At 64.5% G+C, this 19,046-nt stretch carries 19 protein-coding genes; 12 read left to right on the top strand and 7 right to left on the bottom strand.

Going from position 1 to position 19,046, the window contains the following annotated elements:
• Positions 1-73: 73 nt before the first annotated feature.
• Positions 74-532, top strand: coding sequence for an Lrp/AsnC family transcriptional regulator (locus AC5QPF_RS04340; RefSeq protein ID WP_458975123.1), 459 nt, complete (start codon positions 74-76; stop codon positions 530-532).
• Here AC5QPF_RS04340 and AC5QPF_RS04335 read toward each other — a convergent pair.
• From AC5QPF_RS04335 to AC5QPF_RS04325, 3 genes are all read right to left on the bottom strand, one after another.
• On the bottom strand, positions 519-1,124 hold the full coding sequence (locus AC5QPF_RS04335) for an exonuclease domain-containing protein (protein ID WP_494962158.1): 606 nt from the start codon (positions 1,122-1,124) through the stop codon (positions 519-521). The genes AC5QPF_RS04340 and AC5QPF_RS04335 overlap by 14 nt on opposite strands.
• An 8-nt stretch (positions 1,125-1,132) precedes the next feature.
• The gene (locus AC5QPF_RS04330) at positions 1,133-1,666 is read right to left on the bottom strand and encodes an NYN domain-containing protein (RefSeq protein WP_494962157.1); all 534 of its coding nucleotides are present in this window, start codon (positions 1,664-1,666) and stop codon (positions 1,133-1,135) included.
• A gap of 78 nt (positions 1,667-1,744) precedes the next feature.
• On the bottom strand, positions 1,745-2,452 hold the full coding sequence (locus AC5QPF_RS04325) for a DUF2076 family protein (RefSeq protein WP_494962156.1): 708 nt from the start codon (positions 2,450-2,452) through the stop codon (positions 1,745-1,747).
• Between the two features lie 140 nt (positions 2,453-2,592).
• On the opposite strand from AC5QPF_RS04325, the gene AC5QPF_RS04320 reads away from it, so the two are divergent.
• Positions 2,593-3,258: a YciC family protein gene (locus AC5QPF_RS04320; RefSeq protein WP_494962155.1), complete on the top strand. Its 666-nt coding sequence runs from the start codon at positions 2,593-2,595 to the stop codon at positions 3,256-3,258.
• 45 nt (positions 3,259-3,303) lie between these two features.
• Entirely contained in the window at positions 3,304-4,389 is a 1,086-nt protein-coding gene (locus tag AC5QPF_RS04315) for an endonuclease/exonuclease/phosphatase family protein (protein WP_494962154.1), read from the top strand.
• Between the two features lie 50 nt (positions 4,390-4,439).
• Here the strand turns inward: AC5QPF_RS04315 and AC5QPF_RS04310 are convergent, their stop codons facing one another.
• Genes AC5QPF_RS04310 through glnT form a run of 4 tightly spaced genes read right to left on the bottom strand, consistent with a single transcriptional unit; the run spans position 4,440 to position 8,743 of the window.
• Positions 4,440-5,762 (bottom strand): FMN-binding glutamate synthase family protein, encoded by a 1,323-nt coding sequence (locus AC5QPF_RS04310; protein WP_489015147.1) that lies wholly within the window; start codon positions 5,760-5,762, stop codon positions 4,440-4,442.
• Positions 5,763-5,782: 20 nt separating this feature from the next.
• Positions 5,783-6,457, bottom strand: a complete 675-nt coding sequence (locus tag AC5QPF_RS04305) for a protein glxC (protein ID WP_494962153.1) — start codon at positions 6,455-6,457, stop codon at positions 5,783-5,785.
• Positions 6,458-6,469: 12 nt separating this feature from the next.
• Positions 6,470-7,369 (bottom strand): class II glutamine amidotransferase, encoded by a 900-nt coding sequence (locus tag AC5QPF_RS04300; protein ID WP_494962152.1) that lies wholly within the window; start codon positions 7,367-7,369, stop codon positions 6,470-6,472.
• 39 nt (positions 7,370-7,408) lie between these two features.
• On the bottom strand, positions 7,409-8,743 hold the full coding sequence (glnT, locus tag AC5QPF_RS04295; RefSeq protein ID WP_494962151.1) for a type III glutamate--ammonia ligase: 1,335 nt from the start codon (positions 8,741-8,743) through the stop codon (positions 7,409-7,411).
• A 348-nt stretch (positions 8,744-9,091) separates the two neighbouring features.
• Between glnT and AC5QPF_RS04290 the strand changes: the two genes are divergently transcribed.
• The 9 genes from AC5QPF_RS04290 (at position 9,092) to AC5QPF_RS04250 (ending at position 18,947) form a co-directional block, all read left to right on the top strand.
• Positions 9,092-9,685 carry a helix-turn-helix domain-containing protein gene (locus tag AC5QPF_RS04290; protein ID WP_330073130.1) on the top strand — a complete coding sequence of 198 codons (594 nt, stop codon included), beginning with the start codon at positions 9,092-9,094 and terminating at the stop codon, positions 9,683-9,685.
• Between the two features lie 257 nt (positions 9,686-9,942).
• Positions 9,943-10,893 carry an IS110 family transposase gene (locus AC5QPF_RS04285; RefSeq protein WP_494960164.1) on the top strand — a complete coding sequence of 317 codons (951 nt, stop codon included), beginning with the start codon at positions 9,943-9,945 and terminating at the stop codon, positions 10,891-10,893.
• A 452-nt stretch (positions 10,894-11,345) separates the two neighbouring features.
• Positions 11,346-12,212, top strand: coding sequence for a formyltetrahydrofolate deformylase (gene purU, locus AC5QPF_RS04280; protein WP_494962150.1), 867 nt, complete (start codon positions 11,346-11,348; stop codon positions 12,210-12,212).
• Positions 12,209-13,102, top strand: coding sequence for a bifunctional methylenetetrahydrofolate dehydrogenase/methenyltetrahydrofolate cyclohydrolase FolD (folD, locus tag AC5QPF_RS04275; RefSeq protein WP_494962149.1), 894 nt, complete (start codon positions 12,209-12,211; stop codon positions 13,100-13,102). Before purU ends, folD begins: the two co-directional genes overlap by 4 nt.
• Positions 13,084-14,325 carry an FAD-dependent oxidoreductase gene (locus tag AC5QPF_RS04270; protein ID WP_494962148.1) on the top strand — a complete coding sequence of 414 codons (1,242 nt, stop codon included), beginning with the start codon at positions 13,084-13,086 and terminating at the stop codon, positions 14,323-14,325. Before folD ends, AC5QPF_RS04270 begins: the two co-directional genes overlap by 19 nt.
• An 11-nt stretch (positions 14,326-14,336) precedes the next feature.
• Positions 14,337-14,639 (top strand): sarcosine oxidase subunit delta, encoded by a 303-nt coding sequence (locus AC5QPF_RS04265; protein ID WP_494962147.1) that lies wholly within the window; start codon positions 14,337-14,339, stop codon positions 14,637-14,639.
• Positions 14,636-17,533 carry a 2Fe-2S iron-sulfur cluster-binding protein gene (locus AC5QPF_RS04260; RefSeq protein ID WP_494962146.1) on the top strand — a complete coding sequence of 966 codons (2,898 nt, stop codon included), beginning with the start codon at positions 14,636-14,638 and terminating at the stop codon, positions 17,531-17,533. Before AC5QPF_RS04265 ends, AC5QPF_RS04260 begins: the two co-directional genes overlap by 4 nt.
• A 3-nt stretch (positions 17,534-17,536) precedes the next feature.
• The gene (locus tag AC5QPF_RS04255; RefSeq protein WP_494962145.1) at positions 17,537-18,106 is read left to right on the top strand and encodes a sarcosine oxidase subunit gamma; all 570 of its coding nucleotides are present in this window, start codon (positions 17,537-17,539) and stop codon (positions 18,104-18,106) included.
• Positions 18,107-18,176: 70 nt separating this feature from the next.
• A complete protein-coding gene (locus tag AC5QPF_RS04250; protein WP_494962144.1) occupies positions 18,177-18,947 on the top strand; it encodes an IclR family transcriptional regulator domain-containing protein in 771 nt (256 codons plus the stop codon).
• Positions 18,948-19,046: the final 99 nt, after the last annotated feature.

The raw sequence follows: 19,046 nt of genomic DNA, 5'->3' as shown, positions 1-19,046 counted from the left end.
ATGCTTATCGAGCACCGTGGCTTTCGAAAGCATGGTTCTTTCGACCCTTTTCCTTTGTTTTAACGAGACCTCGATGGACAAGTACGATCGCATGCTCCTCGCCGCCCTCCTGGAAAACGGCCGCGCCTCCTTCGCCCAACTGGCGCGCACGGTCAACCTGTCTGCCCCGGCGGTGGCGGAACGGGTGGCGAAGCTGGAAGCCAGCGGGGTGATCACCGGCTACCAGGCCAAGGTCGACATGAGCAAGATCGGCCTGCCGATCCAGTGCGTGATCGAGCTGCGCCTGGCCAGCCACGGCAACCAGCAGGCCTACGAAGCCCTGACGCAGATTCCCCAGCTCACCGAATGCCATCGGGTCACCGGTGATCCCTGCGTGATCATGCAGGCGGCGGTGGGTTCGATGCCGGAGCTGGAAGAGCTGATCAACCGCGTGGCACAGTTCGGTTTCAGCAAGACCTCGATCATTCTTTCCAGCGCCGTGGAGCGGCGGGTACCGCTCGGGCAGTTGGAGAAAAAGACTAACGGTGCTTGAGCAAGGCCTCGCGGACCTTGGCGGCGGGGACTTTTTGCAGCTTGCACAAGAAGGCGTGGTCGAGACTTTGCAGGCCGTGGGTGCCACGCAACTCGCTGACCAGGTGCTGGAGCAGGTTGGCGGCCATTTCCGCATCGGCCATGGCCCGGTGCGCGGTACCGGTGTCGGGCAGCCCGGCCCAGCGGGTCAGGGTGCCGAGCTTGTGGTTCGGCGCCGCCGGCAGCAGGCGTCGCGACAGCAGCAGCGAACAGGCGAAGGACTGGCTGCGGCTGCGGCCGATGCGGCCCAGTTCGTAGTCCCAGAACTTCTGGTCGAAGGCGGCGTTGTGCGCCAGCAGCGGCGTGGTGCCGACGAACTCGGCGACTTCGTTCATCACTCGGTCGACCGGCGGCGCGCTGCGCAGCATCGCCGTGGTGATGCCAGTGAGCCCGGCAACGAAGGCCGGTACCGGCACGCCGGCGTTCATCAGGCTCTGGTAGCGCTCGACGATGCGCCCCTGCTCCAGCATGACCACCGCCACTTCGGTGGCGCGGCAACCGGCACCGGGGGTGATGCCGGTGGTTTCGAAGTCGATGACGGCGATACGTTCCAAGAAAAACCTCAATGCTTGAGCAAAAGCGCGCCTTCGATGGGCACGTAGCGACTGGCGGCGCGGATCAGCGAGTTGGCGGTCAGGCCCGGCACGCCGTAGGCCACCGCCTCGACGCCGTGGCGCTGGATCACCCGTTCCAGGAGCAGATCGAAATCACCGTCGCCGGAAGCCAGGACCACCTGATCGACCCGGGCGGCGGCGTCCACCACGTCGAGGGTGATGCCCACGTCCCAGTCGCCCTTGGCCGAGCCGTCGCTGCGCTGGATGTAGGGCTTGAGCTTCACGGTGAAGCCGAGGTTACGGAGGATCTGCTGGAACTGCTGCTGCTTGCTGTCGCCACGGTCGATGGCATAGGCGAACGCCTCGACGATCTCACCGTCGCGGCTGACGGCGGCCCAGAAGGCGGCGTAGTTGAAATGGCAGCCATAGGCCTGGCGCACGGTGTAGTAGAGGTTCTGGACGTCGACGAATACGGCGATTTTCTTCACTAAACCCCTCCTTCGAGACCGGGCCTTGGGTGGCAAAGGGGGGGAGTATGACATGCCGGGGGGCTTGCAGTGGATTCGAGGGCCTCATCGCTGGCAAGCCAGCGATAGGGCCCTCAAAAGCAATGAAGCTCCTCAGACGTAGTCGTCGTCCGAGAAGAATCCGCCACCATCGTCGCCGTAGCTGCTGTCATCGGCCACATAGCGCTGGTTGTCATCGTTGTTCCAGCCACCCTGGTCGCTGACCTGGGCCGGCTCTTCCTTGATCACCTCGACGATTTCCTCGGGTTGCGAGTTGTGATGGAACAGGCTGCTGATGCCTTGCGCCAGCATCACCCCGCCCGCCACGCCAGCTGCGGTCTGCAGGGCACCACCGAGGAAGCTGCTGGCCCCACTGCGCGCCGGTGCGGCCTGGGCTTGAGGCGGCGGAGCGCCCCAGTTGGACTGCGGCGCGACACCGGGACCATCACGCCAGCCACCACCGCTGGAAGGCGGCGGAGCTACCGGGGCGGCTGCAGGCTGGCTCGGCGCCGGACGCGCACTGGAGCCGAAGATGCTGGAAAGGAACCCACCACCGCCCTGCTGCGCCGGTGCGGCATTCGCCGCCTTGGCCTTGGCCTCGGCCAGCTCGGCCTGGAGCTGGCGGTTCTGTTCGTCAAGACGCTTGAGCGCCGCTTCCTGGACCAGGATCGCCTGGGCCATGTAGTAAGGCGCGGCCGCATGCTGCTGAACGAGTCCGGCAATATGCCCCTGGGCCTCGGCATCGCGCGGAGCGCCTTCGGCTTCGGCCTGGCGCAGCCGGGTGAACAGGCCTTCGATCAGGTTCCGTTCTTCGTTATTCATGACGCGACCTCTCTGGTGTACGGGTTGCAGTGAACATAGGGACAAGCATCGCCGTTTCAATGCGAACAGCGCATGAAACTTTGTTCAGGTTCGACCCCTGAGCTAAAGTGAGCGCCTGCTCCGGACTTCGAAATAGACCCATGAATCCCCTCACCGTTCTGCGTGACTCGCTGTACTTCTTCCGCCGCCACCTGGCCAGCATCGCCGGCCTGTGCCTGCCGCTGGTGCTGCTCGAAGCGGTGTGCAGCCAATTGCTCTACGACCAGCTTGGCGACAACGCTTCGCCAGCCTACGGCCTGCTCGTCGGCCTGCTGTTCTACCCGCTGTACAGCGCCGCGTTGATCCTCTACCTCGACGCCCGCACCGACGGCCACGAACCGCTCAAGCGCAACCTGATGGCCCGCGCCCTGCAGTTGTGGCCGTCGTTCGCCCTGCTGGTGATGCTCAGCTCGCTGCTGATCATGGCCGGTATCTCGCTGTTCATCCTCCCCGGCATCTGGGTGATGACCAACCTGGTGTTCGCCGAGTACCTGCTGGTGCTGCAAGGCCGCGCGCCGATTCAGGCCATGCGCGAGAGCTTCCAGATGGTCAACGGCAACTTCTGGCGGATCTTCGTCTGCATGCTCGGGGTGATGGCGCCGCTGTGGCTGTTCAACGGCATTACCCTCGGCCTGCTGCCGGACCAGGTGAACCCGGTCCTGGAACTGCTGGTCAATGTGGTCAACAGCTTCCTGCAACTGTTCAGCACCGTGGTGCTGTTCCGCCTGTACATGCTGATCAGCGAGGCCAACCCGGCACGCTCCTGAAACCGGGGGCCATGCTCAACCGTCAACCCGACTTGCCCGAGCCCGATGACCCGACTACTGCGCAACGCCCTGCTGCTGCTCCTGCTGCTTGCCATCCTGCTCTGGCTGCTGGCCTCGCAGGCGGGCTGGCGGCCCGAGCCGCTGGAGTCGGTGCCAGTGGCGTGCAGCGGGCCGGCCAAGCCGCTGGCGCCGGGGCAGCAGTTGAAGGTGATGACCTGGAACGTGCAGTACCTGGCGGGCAAGCGCTATGTGTTCTGGTACGACGAGGCCGCCGGGGGCGACACCCGCCCCACCGCCGAAGACCTGGCCTTCAGCCTCGATGAAGTGGCCCGGGTGATCCGCGCCGAACAGCCGGACATCGTCCTGCTCCAGGAGCTGGACAAGGACGCCAAGGCTACCGACTACCAGGACCAGCTCGCCCTGCTCCGCGAACGCCTCGCCGACCTCTACCCCTGCGCTGTTCAGGCCTGGGACTGGAAAGCCGAGTTCGTCCCCGACTGGCATGTCGCCGGCGCCGTCGGTCGTACCCTGGCCACCCTCAGCCGCTACCCGATCCAGCAGGCGCAGCGGGTACAGTTGCCGCGTGAGTCCGACAATGTCCTGAGCCGCCTGCTCAAGCCACAACAAGCGGTGCTGGTCAGCTACCTGCCGCTGCGCGAAGGCGGGCAACTGGCGGTGCTCAACACGCAACTGGCCCGGCATGTGCCGGGCGACGATGTGCAAGCCCGGCAGGTCCGGGAACTGGAAAAGCTGGTGGATCAGTTCGAGCGCCAGGGCACGCCGTGGCTGTTGGGCGGGGATTTCAACCTGCTGCCGCTGGGGCAATATCGCCGGCTCACGCCGCAGCAGCGTCAGTCGTATTCGGCGGACAGCGAGCTGCACCTGTTATGGGACAAGTACCCGATGATCCCGGCGAATGCCGAGGCCACCGGGGCTGATCGCGGGCAATGGCTGACCCACTTCCCCAACGATCCGGGCCTGGAAGGGCCGGACCGAACGCTGGATTACCTGTTCTACAGTCCGAAGCTGCGCCGGGTGAATGCGCGGGTGGTGCAGCAGGACACCCTGGATATCTCCGATCATCTGCCGGTGACTGCCCGGTTGTTGCTGCCGGAGCCACCTGACGCGTAGAAGCAGGCTTGCCTGCTCCTACCGGCACCACATCGATTTATCGAGCGGGATCAGTACTGCTGCCCCGGCACCCAGCTGGTACCCGCCAGCGGCACCCGTGCCATCGCTGCCGCCTCCACCGTCAGCGCCACCAGGTCCTCCGGATCGAGGTTATGCAGGTGCGACTTGCCACACGCCCGGGCCATGGTCTGCGCTTCCAGCACCAGCACCCGCAGGTAGTTGGCCAGGCGGCGCCCCGCCTCCACCGGATCGAGGCGCTTGGACAGCTCCGGATCCTGGGTGGTGATCCCGGCCGGGTCACGGCCGTTCTGCCAGTCGTCGTAGTAGCCCGCAGCCGAGCCGATCTTCTTCAGCTCCTCGTCCAGACGCGGATGGTTGTCGCCCAGTGCCACCAGCGCCGCGGTGCCGATGGCCACTGCATCAGCGCCCAGGGCCATGGCCTTGGCCACGTCGGCGCCATTGCGGATGCCGCCGGAGACGATCAACTGCACCTGGCGATGCATGCCCATTTCCTGCAGCGCCTGAACAGCCTGCGGGATGGCCGGCAGGATCGGGATGCCGACGTGTTCGATGAACACTTCCTGGGTCGCGGCCGTACCGCCCTGCATGCCGTCGAGCACGATCACGTCGGCACCGGCCTTCACCGCCAGCTTGACGTCGTAGTAGGGCCGGCTGGCACCGATCTTCACGTAGATCGGCTTCTCCCAGTCGGTGATCTCGCGCAGCTCGGCAATCTTGATCGCCAGGTCGTCCGGGCCGGTCCAGTCCGGGTGACGGCAGGCGCTACGCTGGTCGACGCCGATCGGCAGGGTGCGCATGCCGGCCACCCGCTCGGTGACCTTCATCCCCAGCAGCATGCCGCCGCCGCCCGGCTTGGCGCCCTGGCCGAGGACGATCTCGATGGCGTCGGCCTTGCGCAGGTCATCCGGGTTCATGCCATAGCGCGACGGCAGGTACTGGTAAACCAGGTGCTGCGACTGGCCGCGTTCTTCCGGGGTCATGCCGCCGTCGCCGGTGGTGGTGCTGGTGCCAGCGATGGTCGCGCCACGGCCGAGGGCTTCCTTGGCATTGGCCGACAGCGCGCCGAAGCTCATGCCGGCAATGGTCACCGGGATCTTCAGGTGGATCGGCTTCTTCGCGAAGCGCGTGCCGAGGACCACGTCGGTGCCGCATTTCTCGCGATAGCCTTCCAGCGGATAGCGCGACACCGAGGCGCCGAGCAGCAGCAGGTCGTCGAAGTGCGGCAGCTTGCGCTTGGTGCCGCCGCCACGGATGTCATAGATGCCGGTCTCGGCGGCGCGCTGGATTTCCTGGATGGTCAGGCGATCGAAGGTGGCCGATTCGCGCAGCACGGGAGTGTGTTTTTCGCTCATGGGAATGTCCTCGCCGCGGATCAGTACGCGGATGCGTTATCGACTTTGAAGTTGTACAGCTGGCGTGCCGAGCCGTAGCGCTTGAAGCTCGCCGGATCCTCGTCGAAGCCGGCGCGGTTGAGCAGTTCGGTCACCTCGGCGATGTGCTCGGCGCGCATCTCTTTCTCGATGCAGTCCGAGCCCAGCGACTTGACCTCGCCCTTGACGTAGATACGCGTCTCGTACAACGAGTCGCCCAAGGCATCGCCGGCATCGCCGCACACCACCAGGCGCCCGGCCTGGGCCATGAAGCAGCTCATGTGGCCGATGCTGCCGCCGACCACGATGTCGACGCCCTTCATGGAGATCCCGCAGCGCGCGCCGGCATCGCCCTCGATCACCAGCAGCCCGCCATGGGCGGTGGCGCCGGCAGCCTGGGAGGCGCTGCCCTTGACCCGTACCGAGCCGGACATCATGTTCTCGGCCACGCCGACGCCGACGTTGCCGTGCACGGTGATGCAGGCCTTCTGGTTCATCCCGGCGCAGTAGTAGCCGGCGTGCCCCCGGATATCGATGCTCACGGCCTGGTTCAGGCCGACCGCGAGGTTGTGCTTGCCGTCGGGGTGGGTGACCAGCCATTCGCGGTCCTGCACTTCGCCGTGCAGGGTCTGGTTGAGTTCACGCACCGTGGCGCTGGAAAGGTCGATGGTTTTCATGAAAGGGGCTCCTCAGGCACGTTCCCAGATGTACATGGTGGCGGGTTCGGGCTCCCAGACTTTCGCCTTGTCGATGCCCGGCAGGCTGGCCAGCGCCTGGTATTCGGAGGCCATGGCGACGTAGTCGTCGGTCTCGGCGAGGATCGCCGGCTTGCAGGCGATCGGGTCGCGGATCACGGCAAAGCCGTTGCGGGTGCCGATGGCGAAGGTGAAGAAGCCATCGAGGTCTTCCAGCGACTTGTCCAGCGCCTCCTTGAGGCTGTCGCCCTGGCGCAGGCGCCAGGTCAGGTAGCCGGCGGCGACCTCGGTGTCGTTGTCGGTCTCGAAGGTGATGCCTTCGCGCTTGAGTTCCTGGCGCAGGCGGAAGTGGTTGGACAGCGAGCCGTTGTGCACCAGGCACAGGTCGGCGCCGGTGGAGAACGGGTGGCTGCCTTCCATGGTCACCGCGCTTTCGGTGGCCATGCGGGTGTGGCCGATGATGTGGCTGCCCTTCATGCCCGCCAGGCCGAAGCGCTCGGAGATTTCCCGGGGCAGGCCCATGCCCTTGAGGATCTCGATACTCTGGCCGGCGCTCATGATGCGCACGTCCGGGGCGAGCTCGGCGAGGGCGGTGCGCACTGGTTCCTCGGCGCTGTGTACCTTGAGCACGGCGGCGCTGGCGTTCTGGAACCAGTCCAGGGAGCAGCCGAGGCGGCCTTCCAGCTCGCCCATCAGTTTCTTCCAGTCGTAGTCGACGTCGATGGCCTGCAGGGTCAGCTTGACCCAGCCGTCGGCCACTTCATCGCCATAGATGGCGAAGCCGGCGCTGTCCGGGCCGCGGTCGGTCATGGCTTCGAGCATGGGTTCGAACAGTTTGCCGAGCTGGCCTTCGAGCTCGGGCTTCTTCAGGTAAAGACCTACGATTCCGCACATGGCGTTGTCTCCTTGGGGCAGTTGAATCGGGAATTCGGATCAGAAAAATTCGGTGTAGCGCTGGATCTCCCAGTCGGAGACATGCCGGCTGTACTCCACCCACTCCATGCGTTTCTGGCGGATGAATTCATCGACGATCTCAGCGCCAAGCACCTCGCGGAACAGCGGGTTGGCGGCCAGGGCGTCGGTGGCTTCCTTGAGCGACTGCGGCAGGGTCTTGATGCCGCGGGCGGCGATTTCTTCGAGGCTGAGGTTGTAGAGGTTCTCGTTGCAGACGAAGTCCGGCTCCAGTTGGCGCTCGATGCCATCGAGGCCGGCGGCGATGATCGCGGCGGTCACCAGGTACGGGTTGCAGCCGGCATCCGGCAGACGGAATTCGAGACGGCCATAGGGCACGCGGACCATGGCCGAGCGGTTGTTGGAGCCGAAGGCAACGAAGGCCGGCGCCCAGGTGGAACCCGACAGCGAGCGGCCGACGACCAGGCGCTTGTAGGAGTTCACGGTCGGCGCGGCGAACGCGCACAGGGCAGGGCCATGGGCGAGCAGGCCGGCGGCGAAGTGATAGGCCAGCTTCGACAGGCCCATGCCGCTCGGGTCGCTGGCGTCGTGGAACAGGTTCTTGTTGGTGGCGCTGGCGATCGACAGGTGGAAGTGCATGCCATTGCCGGCGCGCTTCGGATCGGGCTTGGGCATGAACGAGCAGATCATGCCCATGTCGTTGGCGATCTCGCCGGCAGCCATGCGGAAGAAGGTGAAGCGGTCCGCCGACTCCATGGCATCGCTGTAGGTGTAGTTGATCTCGAACTGGCCGTTGGCGTCCTCGTGGTCGATCTGGTAGATGTCGAAGCCCACCGGCTGCAGGGCTTCGGTCAGGCGTTCGAGGAATTCCCGGGAGCGCGACAGGCCCTTGTAGTCGTAGCAGGGCTTGTCGAGGTTGTCGGAGGCGTCCACCAGTTGCAGCTTGCCGCTGGCATCGCGGCGGAACAGGCTGAACTCGGGTTCCAGGCCGGTGTTGAGGGTCCAGCCCTTGTCCTTCAGGCGCTCGACCTGCTGCTGCAGCACGTAGCGCGTGTCGAAGGGCCAGGGCTCGCCGTTGACGTGGCCGATGCAGACGATACGGCCATAGCCCGGCTGCCATGGAACCGGGATCAGCGTGGAAAGATCGCCCCGGGCCATGAAGTCGGGACCATGGGGTTCCATGCCCATGCCGCAGATGGCGAAGCCGGCGAATCCGGCCCCGTCTTCGGCCACCGCCTTGAGCCCGGTGACCGGGACGGATTTGGTCTTCGCGGCGCCATGGATATCGACGAACTGGGCCAGCACGTACTTGATGCCGTGCTGTTCGATGATGCGCTGCGTATCAACTGGCAACATGAGTCTTCACTCCTGGAATAGGGCAAGGCGGTCGGAAAAAGGCAGGCGAACAAGGTCGAATCGAGCCAGCACCGTGGTCCGGAAGCGAAGAACGTGGCGTTGAGGGCTGGGCTTGAACATGCAATTCCATCAAGGAAATTTAGTTTCCTGACAGGAATGCAATGCGCTTGCCAGTTTTGAAGACACAGGAAGAAATGGCCCCGGCGTTGCCCCGACCTGCTGTTTATATGGGAAACTCTCTTTCATCCGAGGAAAGTCCCGGCGTCCGCACCCGACGTAGGGATCTTTTTGCACTTTCTCAGTGCGAAATTAATTTTCCTGAACCGAAAACAAGCAGGATCGACGACCGTGACCACCGAGAACCCACCCCGCCTTCGCCTGGAGCAGTACCTGGGCATGCAGATCCGCCGCGAGCGCCAGGCGCAGGAATTGAAGCTGGCGGACGTGGCGCGCATCGCCGGGATCAGCCAGGGCATGCTGAGCAAGATCGAGAACGCCCAGGTGTCCACCAGCCTGGATATCCTCAGCCGCCTGTGCGACGTGCTGGGCATGCCCATGTCCAAGCTGTTCAGCCAGTACGACCAGCCGGATGGCAGCGCCATCCTGGTCAAGGGTGGCGAGGGCATGGAAGTGGTGCGCCGCGGCACCGAGAAGGGCCATACCTACCACCTGCTCAACCACACCCGCGGGCCGAAGAAGAATTTCGAGGCGTACATGGTGAGCATGGATGACGCCAGCGAGGAATTCCCCACCTTCGCCCATCCGGGCACCGAGTTCCTGCACCTGCTGGAAGGCGAGCTGGTGTACCGGCATGGCAACCAGCTGTACCACATGCAGGCTGGTGACAGCCTGACCTTCGACGGCGATGTGCCCCATGGGCCGGAGCAGTTGGTGCAGGTGCCGATCAAGTTGTTGTCGATCATGAACTATGGGAATGACTGAAATTCTCTAGTGCCCTTCAGGGCCTCATCGCTGGCAAGCCAGCTTGTGTCTTCAAGTCCTCTTAAACTCAAAGGGGTGAGAGCAGTGGATGGCAGACTGAATGCCAGCGGTGCCTAAAGCACGAGTGGGAGCCAAGTCGCCATCCACCTCTCACTCTGACCAGAAGCCCGAACAGTTGGATGAGCCACGAAACTCGAAATCACAAGCTAGGGATAGGTCAGAGTGCTCTCACTTCTTGAGTGTAAGAGGGCTTGGCAATGATTTCCTACTGTGTTGGTCTCGATGTTTCGAAAGCGACTGTAGACGTGGGCTTCTTTCCCGCGAATATCTCACAGTTTCGAGTCAGCAATGACCCTGCAGGCTTCGCTCAGTTGATCGCTTGTTTGAATGAGCTTGAGGTCGAGCGGGTATTGCTTGAGGCCACCGGCGGTTATGAAAGGGCTCTATTCAGGGCCTTGCGGCTGGGCGGGCTGAACGCAGTCCGCGTCAATCCCAAACGCGCTCGTGACTTTGCGAAATCCATGGGCAGGATTGCCAAGACCGACAAGATCGACGCTCAAATGCTGGCGAAGTTTGCCAGAGATTTCGAGGACGTGCCCCAGGTTGAGCCCAACAAGGACCGAGATGAGTTGGGGGAACTGATCAAGCTGCGAGGCAGCCTGGTCAAGAGTCGGGACAGCGACAAACGCCGGATCAAACAGACCACTTGCGCTACAGCCGTATCCACTTACACCGATCACATCGCTTACCTTAACGGCCAGATCAAGGCCTTGGACAAGGCGATTGAAAATGCCTCGAACGTGCTGGACAAGGAAAAAGCCAGGCGCTTGAGATCGGTTAAAGGGATCGGGGTCATCATGTGCGGCACGCTCATGGCGCTTCTGCCAGAACTCGGAACCGTGACGGGGCGCAAGATCGCGGCCTTGGCTGGATTGGCGCCCTACAACAACGACAGCGGCAAGAAGAACGGCCCCAGATCGATCGAGGGTGGGCGCTATGCAGTCCGCGGCGCGACCTATATGTCGACCTGGTCGATGGTCCGGCATGATCCGGAAGTCAAAGCTGAGTATCAGGCTTTGAGAGCGCGAGGAAAGCTTCCCAAGGTCGCTGTTGTGGCATGTATGCGCAAGCTCCTGGTGCGTCTCAATGCGATGTTGAGAGACGGTAAGGAGTGGAGAGAACAGGAAGCTCAGGCATCCGCGGCCTGATAAAAACCGAGGACCATTTTTTAAAGCGGGCTTCGCCAGCGACACCGCTACGCGGTATCGCTGGCGAAGCCGTGTCTGAAGGGATCATTTGAAAATAAATCCTCAAAGACAGTTGCTCCCACAGGGTCAGCATCCAGCCTCAGTTTCTGGGTATGTCATGGGTATTCCGGGACATGGCTGGAATGCATTCACCAGGCTGGCAGAAATCCTTGTGGGAGCTGGCTTGCCAGCGATAGGGCCCTAAGCCCCACCACAAAGATCCCCTGCCTTTCAGTTTCCTCCCAAGATAAAAATTTTCCCCACAGGCTAGACCTGCACCTTCCTTTCGCCTATAAAAGCGCAAAAGGAATATTTTATTCCCACCAATAAATAACTTTCACCGACAAAACACCGCTTCACCGCTGAAATTTCCGCCTTGCGACCGCTGCCGCCACTTCATCCGAGGACCCGAAATGCACCACGCCACCAGCCACTACATCCTCAAGATCAGCTGTCCGGCGACCTCCGGCATCGTCGCGGCGGTCACCACCTACCTGGCGGAAAAGGGCTGCTACATCAGCGAGATGTCGCAGTTCGACGATGACACCAGCGGTCGTTTCTTCATGCGGGCAGTGTTCCGTTTCAACGACAACTTCGACGGCGACATCGATGAAGTCGAGCAAGGCTTCGACGCAGTCGCCCGGCGCCTGGACATGGACTGGAGCCTGCACGGCAGCAACCAGCCGATGCGCGTGCTGCTGATGGTCAGCAAGTACGACCACTGCCTGGCCGACCTGCTGTACCGCCACCACAAGGGCGAGATGGACATGCAGATCACCGCCATCGTCTCAAACCACCTCGACCTGCGGCCCATGGCCGAACGCGAGGGCATCCGTTTCATCTACCTGCCGGTGACCAAGGACACCAAGTCCCAACAAGAGTCGGCACTGCTGCAGATCGTCGAGGAAACCGGCACCGAGCTGGTGGTGCTCGCCCGCTACATGCAGATCCTCTCCGATGACCTGTGCAAACAGCTTGCCGGCCGCGCCATCAACATCCACCACTCGTTCCTGCCCGGCTTCAAGGGCGCCAAGCCCTACCACCAGGCCTACGCCCGCGGCGTGAAGCTGATCGGCGCCACCGCCCACTACGTGACCTCGGACCTCGACGAGGGCCCGATCATCGAGCAGGAAGTGCAGCGCGTGGACCATGCCTACCTGGCCGACGACCTGGTCAGCGTGGGCCGCGATACCGAAACCGTGGCCCTGTCCAAGGCGGTGAAATACCACCTTGAGCACCGGGTCTTCCTCAACGGCGACCGTACGGTGATCTTCCGGTGAATACTCCAGCCCCCATCAAGTTGATCGACGGCAAGGCCGCCGCCGCCCGCGTGATCGCGGAAGTGAAGACCCAGGTCGAGGACATGAAGCGCCAGGGCATCGCCCCGGCCCTCACCGTGATCCTCGTCGGCCAGGACCCGGCGAGCCAGGTCTACGTGCGCAACAAGGTGCTGCGCGCCGAGGAATGCGGGATCCGCTCCGAGGAACACAAGCTGCCCGCCGACACCAGCGAGGCCACCCTCCTCGCCTTGATCGGCGAACTGAACGCCAACGCCAGCGTCCACGGCATCCTCGTGCAGTTGCCACTGCCGGCCCATATCGATGAAGCCCGCGTGCTGCAGGCCATCGACCCACGCAAGGACGTCGATGGTTTCCACGCCGAGAACGTGGGCGGCCTCAGCCAGGGCCGCGACGTGCTCACCCCCTGCACTCCCGCCGGCTGCATGCGTCTGCTGGAAGACAGCATGGGCGATCTCGGCGGCAAGCACGCGGTGGTGATCGGTCGCTCCAACATCGTCGGCAAGCCCATGGCCGCCCTGCTGCTCAAGGCCCACTGCACGGTGACCGTGGTCCACTCGCGCAGCGCCAACCTCAAAGAGCTGTGCCGCCAGGCGGATATCGTCGTCGCCGCCGTCGGCCGTCCGCGCCTGGTGGACGCCGACTGGCTCAAGCCCGGCGCGGTGGTGATCGATGTCGGCATCAACCGCATCACCGAGGGCGAGCGCTCGCGGCTGGTGGGTGACGTCGACTTCGACAGCGCCCTGCCCAAGGTTGCCGCCATCACCCCGGTTCCCGGCGGCGTGGGTCCGATGACCATCGCCTTCCTGATGAAGAACACCCTGACCGCCGCACGCCTGCAGCAGGAGGCTCCATGCCCTTCAATCTCCTGAAATACGGCCTGAGTTCCGAGTACCCGGCGGAAGTCGACCTGCCACCACCGACCGAGCTGAAAGCGTCCTACGACGTGGTCATCATCGGTGGCGGCGGCCATGGCCTGGCCATCGCCTACTACCTGGCGAAGTACCACGGCGTGACCAATGTCGCGGTCCTGGAAAAGTCCTACCTGGGCGGCGGCAATACCGCGCGCAACACCGCGGTGATCCGTTCCAACTACCTCACCAGCGAGGGCGTGCGCTTCTACATCGAGTCGGTGCGGATGTTCCAGGAGCTGTCCAACGAGTTCGACTTCAACATCATGTATTCCGAGCGCGGCCAGCTGACCCTGGCCCACACCGACGCCACGGTGCGCGCCTTCCGCCAGCGCGCGGAAGTGAACAAGCACTTCGGCGGGCGCACCGAGATGATCGACCGCCAGCAGATCCGCGAACTGGTGCCGACCCTCAACCTCGACCCCGGCCACATCCCGGTGCTCGCCGGTCTCTGGCACATCGACGGCGCCACCGCCCGCCACGACGCCGTGGCCTGGGGCTACGCCAGGCAGGCGGCCAAGCGCGGGGTGGAAATCCACCAGCTCACCGAAGTCCAGGACCTGGTCATCGAGGACGGCCGCATCACTGCCGTGAAGACCAACCGCGGCACGGTGAAATGCGGCTGCGCGGTGCAGGCCATCGCCGGCGCCAGCTCGCTCATGCTGAAGAAGGCCGGGATCCGCGCGCCGATCCACACCTACCCGCTGCAAGCCATGGTGACCCAGCCGTTCAAGCCGTTCCTCGATCCGCTGGTGAGCTCCTCGGCCCTGCACTGCTACGTGCAGCAGACCAGCCGTGGCGAGATCGTCTTCGGCGGCGGCTCCGATCCGTACCCGCTGTACAACACCCGTTCGACCCTGGACCTCAAGGAAAGCCTGCTGGCCCACGCCATCGAGATGTTCCCGTTCATGGCCAACGCCAAGCTGATGCGCCAGTGGGCCGGGATCACCGACATGACCCCGGACTACAGCCCGATCATGGGCCTGTCGCCGGTGAAGAATTACTACCTCGACGCCGGCTGGGGCACCTGGGGCTTCAAGTCCACGCCCATCTGCGGCAAGACCATGGCCGAACTGGTGGCCAGCGGCGGCCGCGTGCCGGACCTGATCAGGCCCTTCGCCCTGGAGCGCTTCAGCACCTTCCAGCAGGTCAACGAAATGGGCGCCACCGCGGCCAGTCACTAAGGGGGAATGCCATGAAGATCATGAATTGCCCGCTCAACGGGCCAAGGAACATCAGCGAGTTCACCTACGGCGGCGAGTTCAAGGTGATGCCCGACCCGGCCACCTGCTCCGATGCCGAATGGGCCGACTACGTGTTCAACAGCGACAACGAGGCCGGCGTGGTCCGCGAGTGGTGGATGCACAACGCGTCCAGCTACTGGTTCCTCGCCGAGCGCCATACGGTCACCGACCAGATCCTGCGCACCTTCGACGCCAAGGAAGTGTTCGCCACGCGGATCGACTTCACCGCCCCCGTCCAGGAGATCGCCGGATGAACCGCCTCCCCGCCCCGATGGGCCTGCTGATCGACCGCGAGCAGCCCCTGCGCTTCAGTTTCGATGGCACCGACTACCAGGGCTTTGCCGGCGACAGCATCGCCAGCGCCCTGCTCGGCAACGGCCGCTGGCTGCTCTCGCGTTCGTTCAAGTACCACCGCCCGCGTGGTCCGCTGACCATGGCCGGGCAGGACGCCAACACCCTGGTGCAACTGCCGGACGAACCCAACGTGCTGGCCGACGCCCAGGCGCTGGACGCCGGCATGCAGGTCAGCGGGCAGAACTACAACGGCTCGCTGGACGGCGACCGGGATGCCTACCTGGGCAAGTTCTCGCGCTTCATGCCGGTGGGTTTCTACTACCGCTCGTTCTTCAAGCCCAAGGGCATGTGGAAGATCTGGGAGCCGTTGATCCGCAAGAAAGCCGGACTGGGCGTGCTCGACCTGAACTTCAAGCCGCAGTATTACGACAAGGCCTATCTCTTCGTTGATGTGGCGGTCGTCGGCGCCGGCCCTGCCGGTCTCAGCGCCGCCCTCACGGCCGCCAACGCCGGTGCCCGAGTGTTGTTGATCGAACAACAGCCGGTTCTGGGCGGCTCGCTGACCTATGCCCGTTTCGACGCGCAGGGCCAGCGCGCCGAAACCTTGCGCCGCGAACTGCTCGCCGCCGTGCAGGGCCACGCCAATATCCAGGTGCTGACCAAGGCCACCTGCAACGCCTGGTTCACCGACAACTACCTGCCGGTGATCCAGGGCAAGCGGATGTACAAGGTACGGGCCAGGCAATGCATCGTCGCCGCCGGCTCCTTCGACCAGCCGGTGGTGTTCCGCAACAACGACCTGCCGGGTGTGATGCTCACCAGCGCCGCGCAACGCCTGATGAAGCTGTACGCGGTGAAGCCGGGTAACTGCGGTGTGGTGTTGACCGGCAACGATGACGGTTATCTCGCCGCGCTGGACCTGGCTGACCAGGGCGTGCAGGTCGCGGCCCTGGTGGACATGCGTGCCCAGCCGGCCGACGTGGCGCTGAAAGTGGCCCTGGAGAAGCGCGGGATTGCGGTGCACCTGGGCAGCACGGTGTACGAAGCCCTGCACGAGAAAGGCATGCGCCATGTGACTGGCGTGGAGATTCGCCGTATCACCGCCCAGGGCCAGGTGGCCGAGCATGGGCTGACCCTGGCGTGCGACCTGCTATGCATGTCGGCGGGCTACATGCCGGTCTATCAGTTGCTGTGCCAGGCCGGGGGCAAGCTGGCGTATGACGAGCAGCGCGCCGAGTTCGCCATCAGCGGGCTGCCGGACGCGCTGACCGTGGCAGGCTCGGTGAATGGCCGCCATCAACTGGACAACGTGCTGCTCGATGGCAGCCGCGTGGCCGCTGCCGCCGTGCAGGTGCTGGGCCTGGAACCGGGCGTGGGTGCTGCCGAGTTCGCCGGCGAGGCGCGGGTCAACTTCGAATGGCCGATCTTCGCCCATCCCAAAGGCAAGGATTTCGTCGACTTCGACGAAGACCTGCAGGTGCGCGACATCATCAACGCCACCCGTCATGGCTACCGCGACGTGCAGCTGGTCAAGCGCTTCTCCACCGTGGGCATGGGCCCATCCCAGGGGCGTCATTCGGCGCTGCCGACGGCGCGGCTGGTGGCCCAGGCGACCAGGCGCAGCATCAGCGAAACCGGCGTGACCACGGCGCGCCCGCCGTTCGAGGCGGAGAAACTGGCGCATGTGGCCGGTCGTGCCTTCGACCCCTACCGCCACACCGCGATGCACAGCCGCCATGTCGCCGCCGGCGCCAAACTGATGCCCGCCGGCATCTGGCAGCGTCCGGCCTATTACGGCAAGCCGGGTGAACGCGAGCGCTGCATGCAGGACGAAGTGCGCCATGTGCGCGAGAAGGTCGGCCTCATCGACGTCTCCACCCTCGGCGGCCTCGATGTGCGCGGCCCGGATGCCGCCGAACTGCTGGAGCGCATGTACACGATGCCGTTCGCCAAACAGCCGGTGGGGCGTACCCGCTACGGACTGATGACCAACGAGCATGGCGTGGTGATCGACGACGGCGTGATTGCCCGGCTGGGCGAGCGGCACTTCTATGTGACCGCCACCACCAGCGGCGTCGACCGCATCTACCAGCAGATGCTCAAGTGGAATGCGCAATGGCGCCTGGACGTGGACATCGCCAACGTCACCGCGGCACTGGCGGCGGTGAACGTGGCCGGGCCGCTGTCGCGCAAGGTGATGGAGAAGGTCTGCAGCGACGTGGATCTTTCGGCCGAGGGCTTCCCTTATCTTGGCGTGCGCACCGGCACGGTGGCGGGGATTCCCGCGCGGTTGATGCGTGTGGGCTTCGTGGGCGAGCTGGGGTATGAGATCCACGTTCCGGCCCGTCATGGCGGCAAGCTCTGGGATGTGCTGATGGAGGCGGGTGCCGCCTTCGGGATTCGGCCGTTCGGCGTGGAAAGCCAGCGCCTGCTGCGCCTGGAAAAAGGCCACGTGATCATCAGCCAGGACACCGACGGCATGACCCACCCCGGCGAGATCGACATGCAATGGGCGATCGGCCGCAAGAAGCCGTTCTTCGTCGGCAAGCGCTCGATCGAGATCCTCGAACGCCAGCCGCTCAAACGCAAGCTGGTGGGCTTCAGCCTGCCCAAGGGCAGCGCGCAGCCACTGGAAGGGCACCTGGTGCTAAGCGGTGCGGACATCAGCGGCAACGTCACCTCCTGCGAGTACTCGACCACCCTTGGTCAGATAATCGGCCTGGCCTATGCCGGCGCCGACCAGGCCGAACCGGGCACGCGCATTCCGATCCGCGTCGAGGGTGGCGAGGTGGTCCAGGCCACCGTGGTGAAACTGCCGTTCTACGACCCCGACAACCAGCGCCAGGAGCTCTGAGCCATGACCAGTCTCAATCCTATCGAGCGCTGCGCGCTCATCGACCTGACCGATGTGCCACGGGTGGGTTTCCGTGGCGTGGATGCCGCCGCGTGGCTGGGCGAGCGCGGCTACGTGCTGCCCGAGGCGCCCAACCGGGCGGTGCTGTGCGAAGACGGCACCCTGGTGGCGCGGTTGTCGCAGACCGAGTACTTCCTGCTGGGCAGCCTGGCGGATCGTGGGCAGCGGATTGCCGACGAAGAGGCTGGCTGGGCCCTGGGCGAGCAGCGCAACTACCTGCTGCCGCGCCAGGACAGCCATGCCTGGTTGCAGCTGTCGGGGCGGCATGTCGCCGAGGTGATGGCCAAGCTCTGTGGCGTCGACCTGCGGGCCGAGGCGTTTCCCGTCGGCAGCGTGGCGCAGACATCGGTGGCGCGGCTGAACGGGATCGTCATCAATGCCGGGACGGCGGAACTGCCGAGGTTCCACCTGCTCTTCGACCGGGCCTCGCTGGCGTATTTCCAGGCAGCGCTGCTGGATGCGATGGGGGAGTTCGGCGGGGTGCCGGTGAGTATCGATAACCTGCTCGATTGATTTGTCGTTCACACGGGACCTGTGGGAGCGGGTCCCGGTTAAATCGATCAGTCACCACAGGGCTCCAGCCATGACCGCCATCGAACCCATGGACTACCGCGTCCCCGCCCTCCAGCGCGGCCTCACCATCCTCGGCCTGTTCAACGCCCGCCAGCGCAGCCTGAGCATGCAGGACATGGCCGAGCACCTGAAGGTCAGTCCGTCCGCCGTCTACCGCATCGTCCAGACCCTGGTGGACATGGGCTACCTGCGCAAGGCCGGGCGCAGCGATTTCGAGCTGGGCAGCCGGGTCATCTCCGACGGCTTCGCCTACCTCGCCAGTCGCGACATCGTCGAAGTGGCGATGCCCTACCTCAATGACCTGCGGGACCGGACCTCGCTGTCGTGTCACCTGAGCATTCGCGAGCAGACCGACAGCCTCTACGTGTACCGCGCCTTCGCCCCGCAGCGGCTGACCGTCAACATCCCCGTCGGCACCCGCCTGCCCTGCCACGGCACGGCGCTGGGGCGGGTGCTGCTTACCGGCTTGAACGCGACGGAACTGAGCCAGCTGTACCAGCATGTGCGGCTGGACGACTACCCACCGCCGGCGCCCAGGACCTTGCCGGAGCTGCAGCAACTGATAGTCGAGGATCGGCAGCGGGGGTGGGTGCTGCACCGCTCGGACTACTCCACCGCGATCGCAACCGGGGTGCGTGATCACAGTGGCGCGATCACCGCGGCGATCAACCTGTCGGGGCCGGATGCGGTGATGGATACGGCAGTGGCGCAGGAGGCGTTTCTACAGGCGTTGCTGGGGGCAAGCCGGGAGATATCGGCGGCGCTGGGTCATCGAAGTTGAGGCGGAGACTCACGCAGCAATCTACCTCGATTTCCGACTACGTCGTAGGCAATTTCCCAAGCACACCTTTCCGGCTTTTCAGCCGTTGCGCTTAGGGGG

The sequence above is a fragment of the Pseudomonas sp. Con_6 genome (genome assembly GCF_059379395.1).
Note: the sequence above shows the minus strand (reverse complement) of the source record. Positions and strands in the feature narration are given on the sequence as shown.

Excerpts from the sequence above, each read along its gene's own strand:
- purU (WP_494962150.1), top strand. The coding sequence starts at position 11,346 with ATGCACCACGCCACCAGCCACTACATCCTCAAGATCAGCTGTCCGGCG.
- AC5QPF_RS04285 (WP_494960164.1), top strand. The coding sequence starts at position 9,943 with ATGATTTCCTACTGTGTTGGTCTCGATGTTTCGAAAGCGACTGTAGAC.
- AC5QPF_RS04300 (WP_494962152.1), bottom strand. The coding sequence starts at position 7,369 with ATGTGCGGAATCGTAGGTCTTTACCTGAAGAAGCCCGAGCTCGAAGGC.
- AC5QPF_RS04325 (WP_494962156.1), bottom strand. The coding sequence starts at position 2,452 with ATGAATAACGAAGAACGGAACCTGATCGAAGGCCTGTTCACCCGGCTG.
- AC5QPF_RS04320 (WP_494962155.1), top strand. The coding sequence starts at position 2,593 with ATGAATCCCCTCACCGTTCTGCGTGACTCGCTGTACTTCTTCCGCCGC.
- glnT (WP_494962151.1), bottom strand. The coding sequence starts at position 8,743 with ATGTTGCCAGTTGATACGCAGCGCATCATCGAACAGCACGGCATCAAG.
- AC5QPF_RS04315 (WP_494962154.1), top strand. The coding sequence starts at position 3,304 with ATGACCCGACTACTGCGCAACGCCCTGCTGCTGCTCCTGCTGCTTGCC.
- AC5QPF_RS04265 (WP_494962147.1), top strand. The coding sequence starts at position 14,337 with ATGAAGATCATGAATTGCCCGCTCAACGGGCCAAGGAACATCAGCGAG.
- AC5QPF_RS04260 (WP_494962146.1), top strand. The coding sequence starts at position 14,636 with ATGAACCGCCTCCCCGCCCCGATGGGCCTGCTGATCGACCGCGAGCAG.
- AC5QPF_RS04330 (WP_494962157.1), bottom strand. The coding sequence starts at position 1,666 with ATGTCATACTCCCCCCCTTTGCCACCCAAGGCCCGGTCTCGAAGGAGG.
- AC5QPF_RS04310 (WP_489015147.1), bottom strand. The coding sequence starts at position 5,762 with ATGAGCGAAAAACACACTCCCGTGCTGCGCGAATCGGCCACCTTCGAT.
- AC5QPF_RS04255 (WP_494962145.1), top strand. The coding sequence starts at position 17,537 with ATGACCAGTCTCAATCCTATCGAGCGCTGCGCGCTCATCGACCTGACC.
- AC5QPF_RS04250 (WP_494962144.1), top strand. The coding sequence starts at position 18,177 with ATGACCGCCATCGAACCCATGGACTACCGCGTCCCCGCCCTCCAGCGC.
- AC5QPF_RS04270 (WP_494962148.1), top strand. The coding sequence starts at position 13,084 with ATGCCCTTCAATCTCCTGAAATACGGCCTGAGTTCCGAGTACCCGGCG.
- AC5QPF_RS04305 (WP_494962153.1), bottom strand. The coding sequence starts at position 6,457 with ATGAAAACCATCGACCTTTCCAGCGCCACGGTGCGTGAACTCAACCAG.
- AC5QPF_RS04340 (WP_458975123.1), top strand. The coding sequence starts at position 74 with ATGGACAAGTACGATCGCATGCTCCTCGCCGCCCTCCTGGAAAACGGC.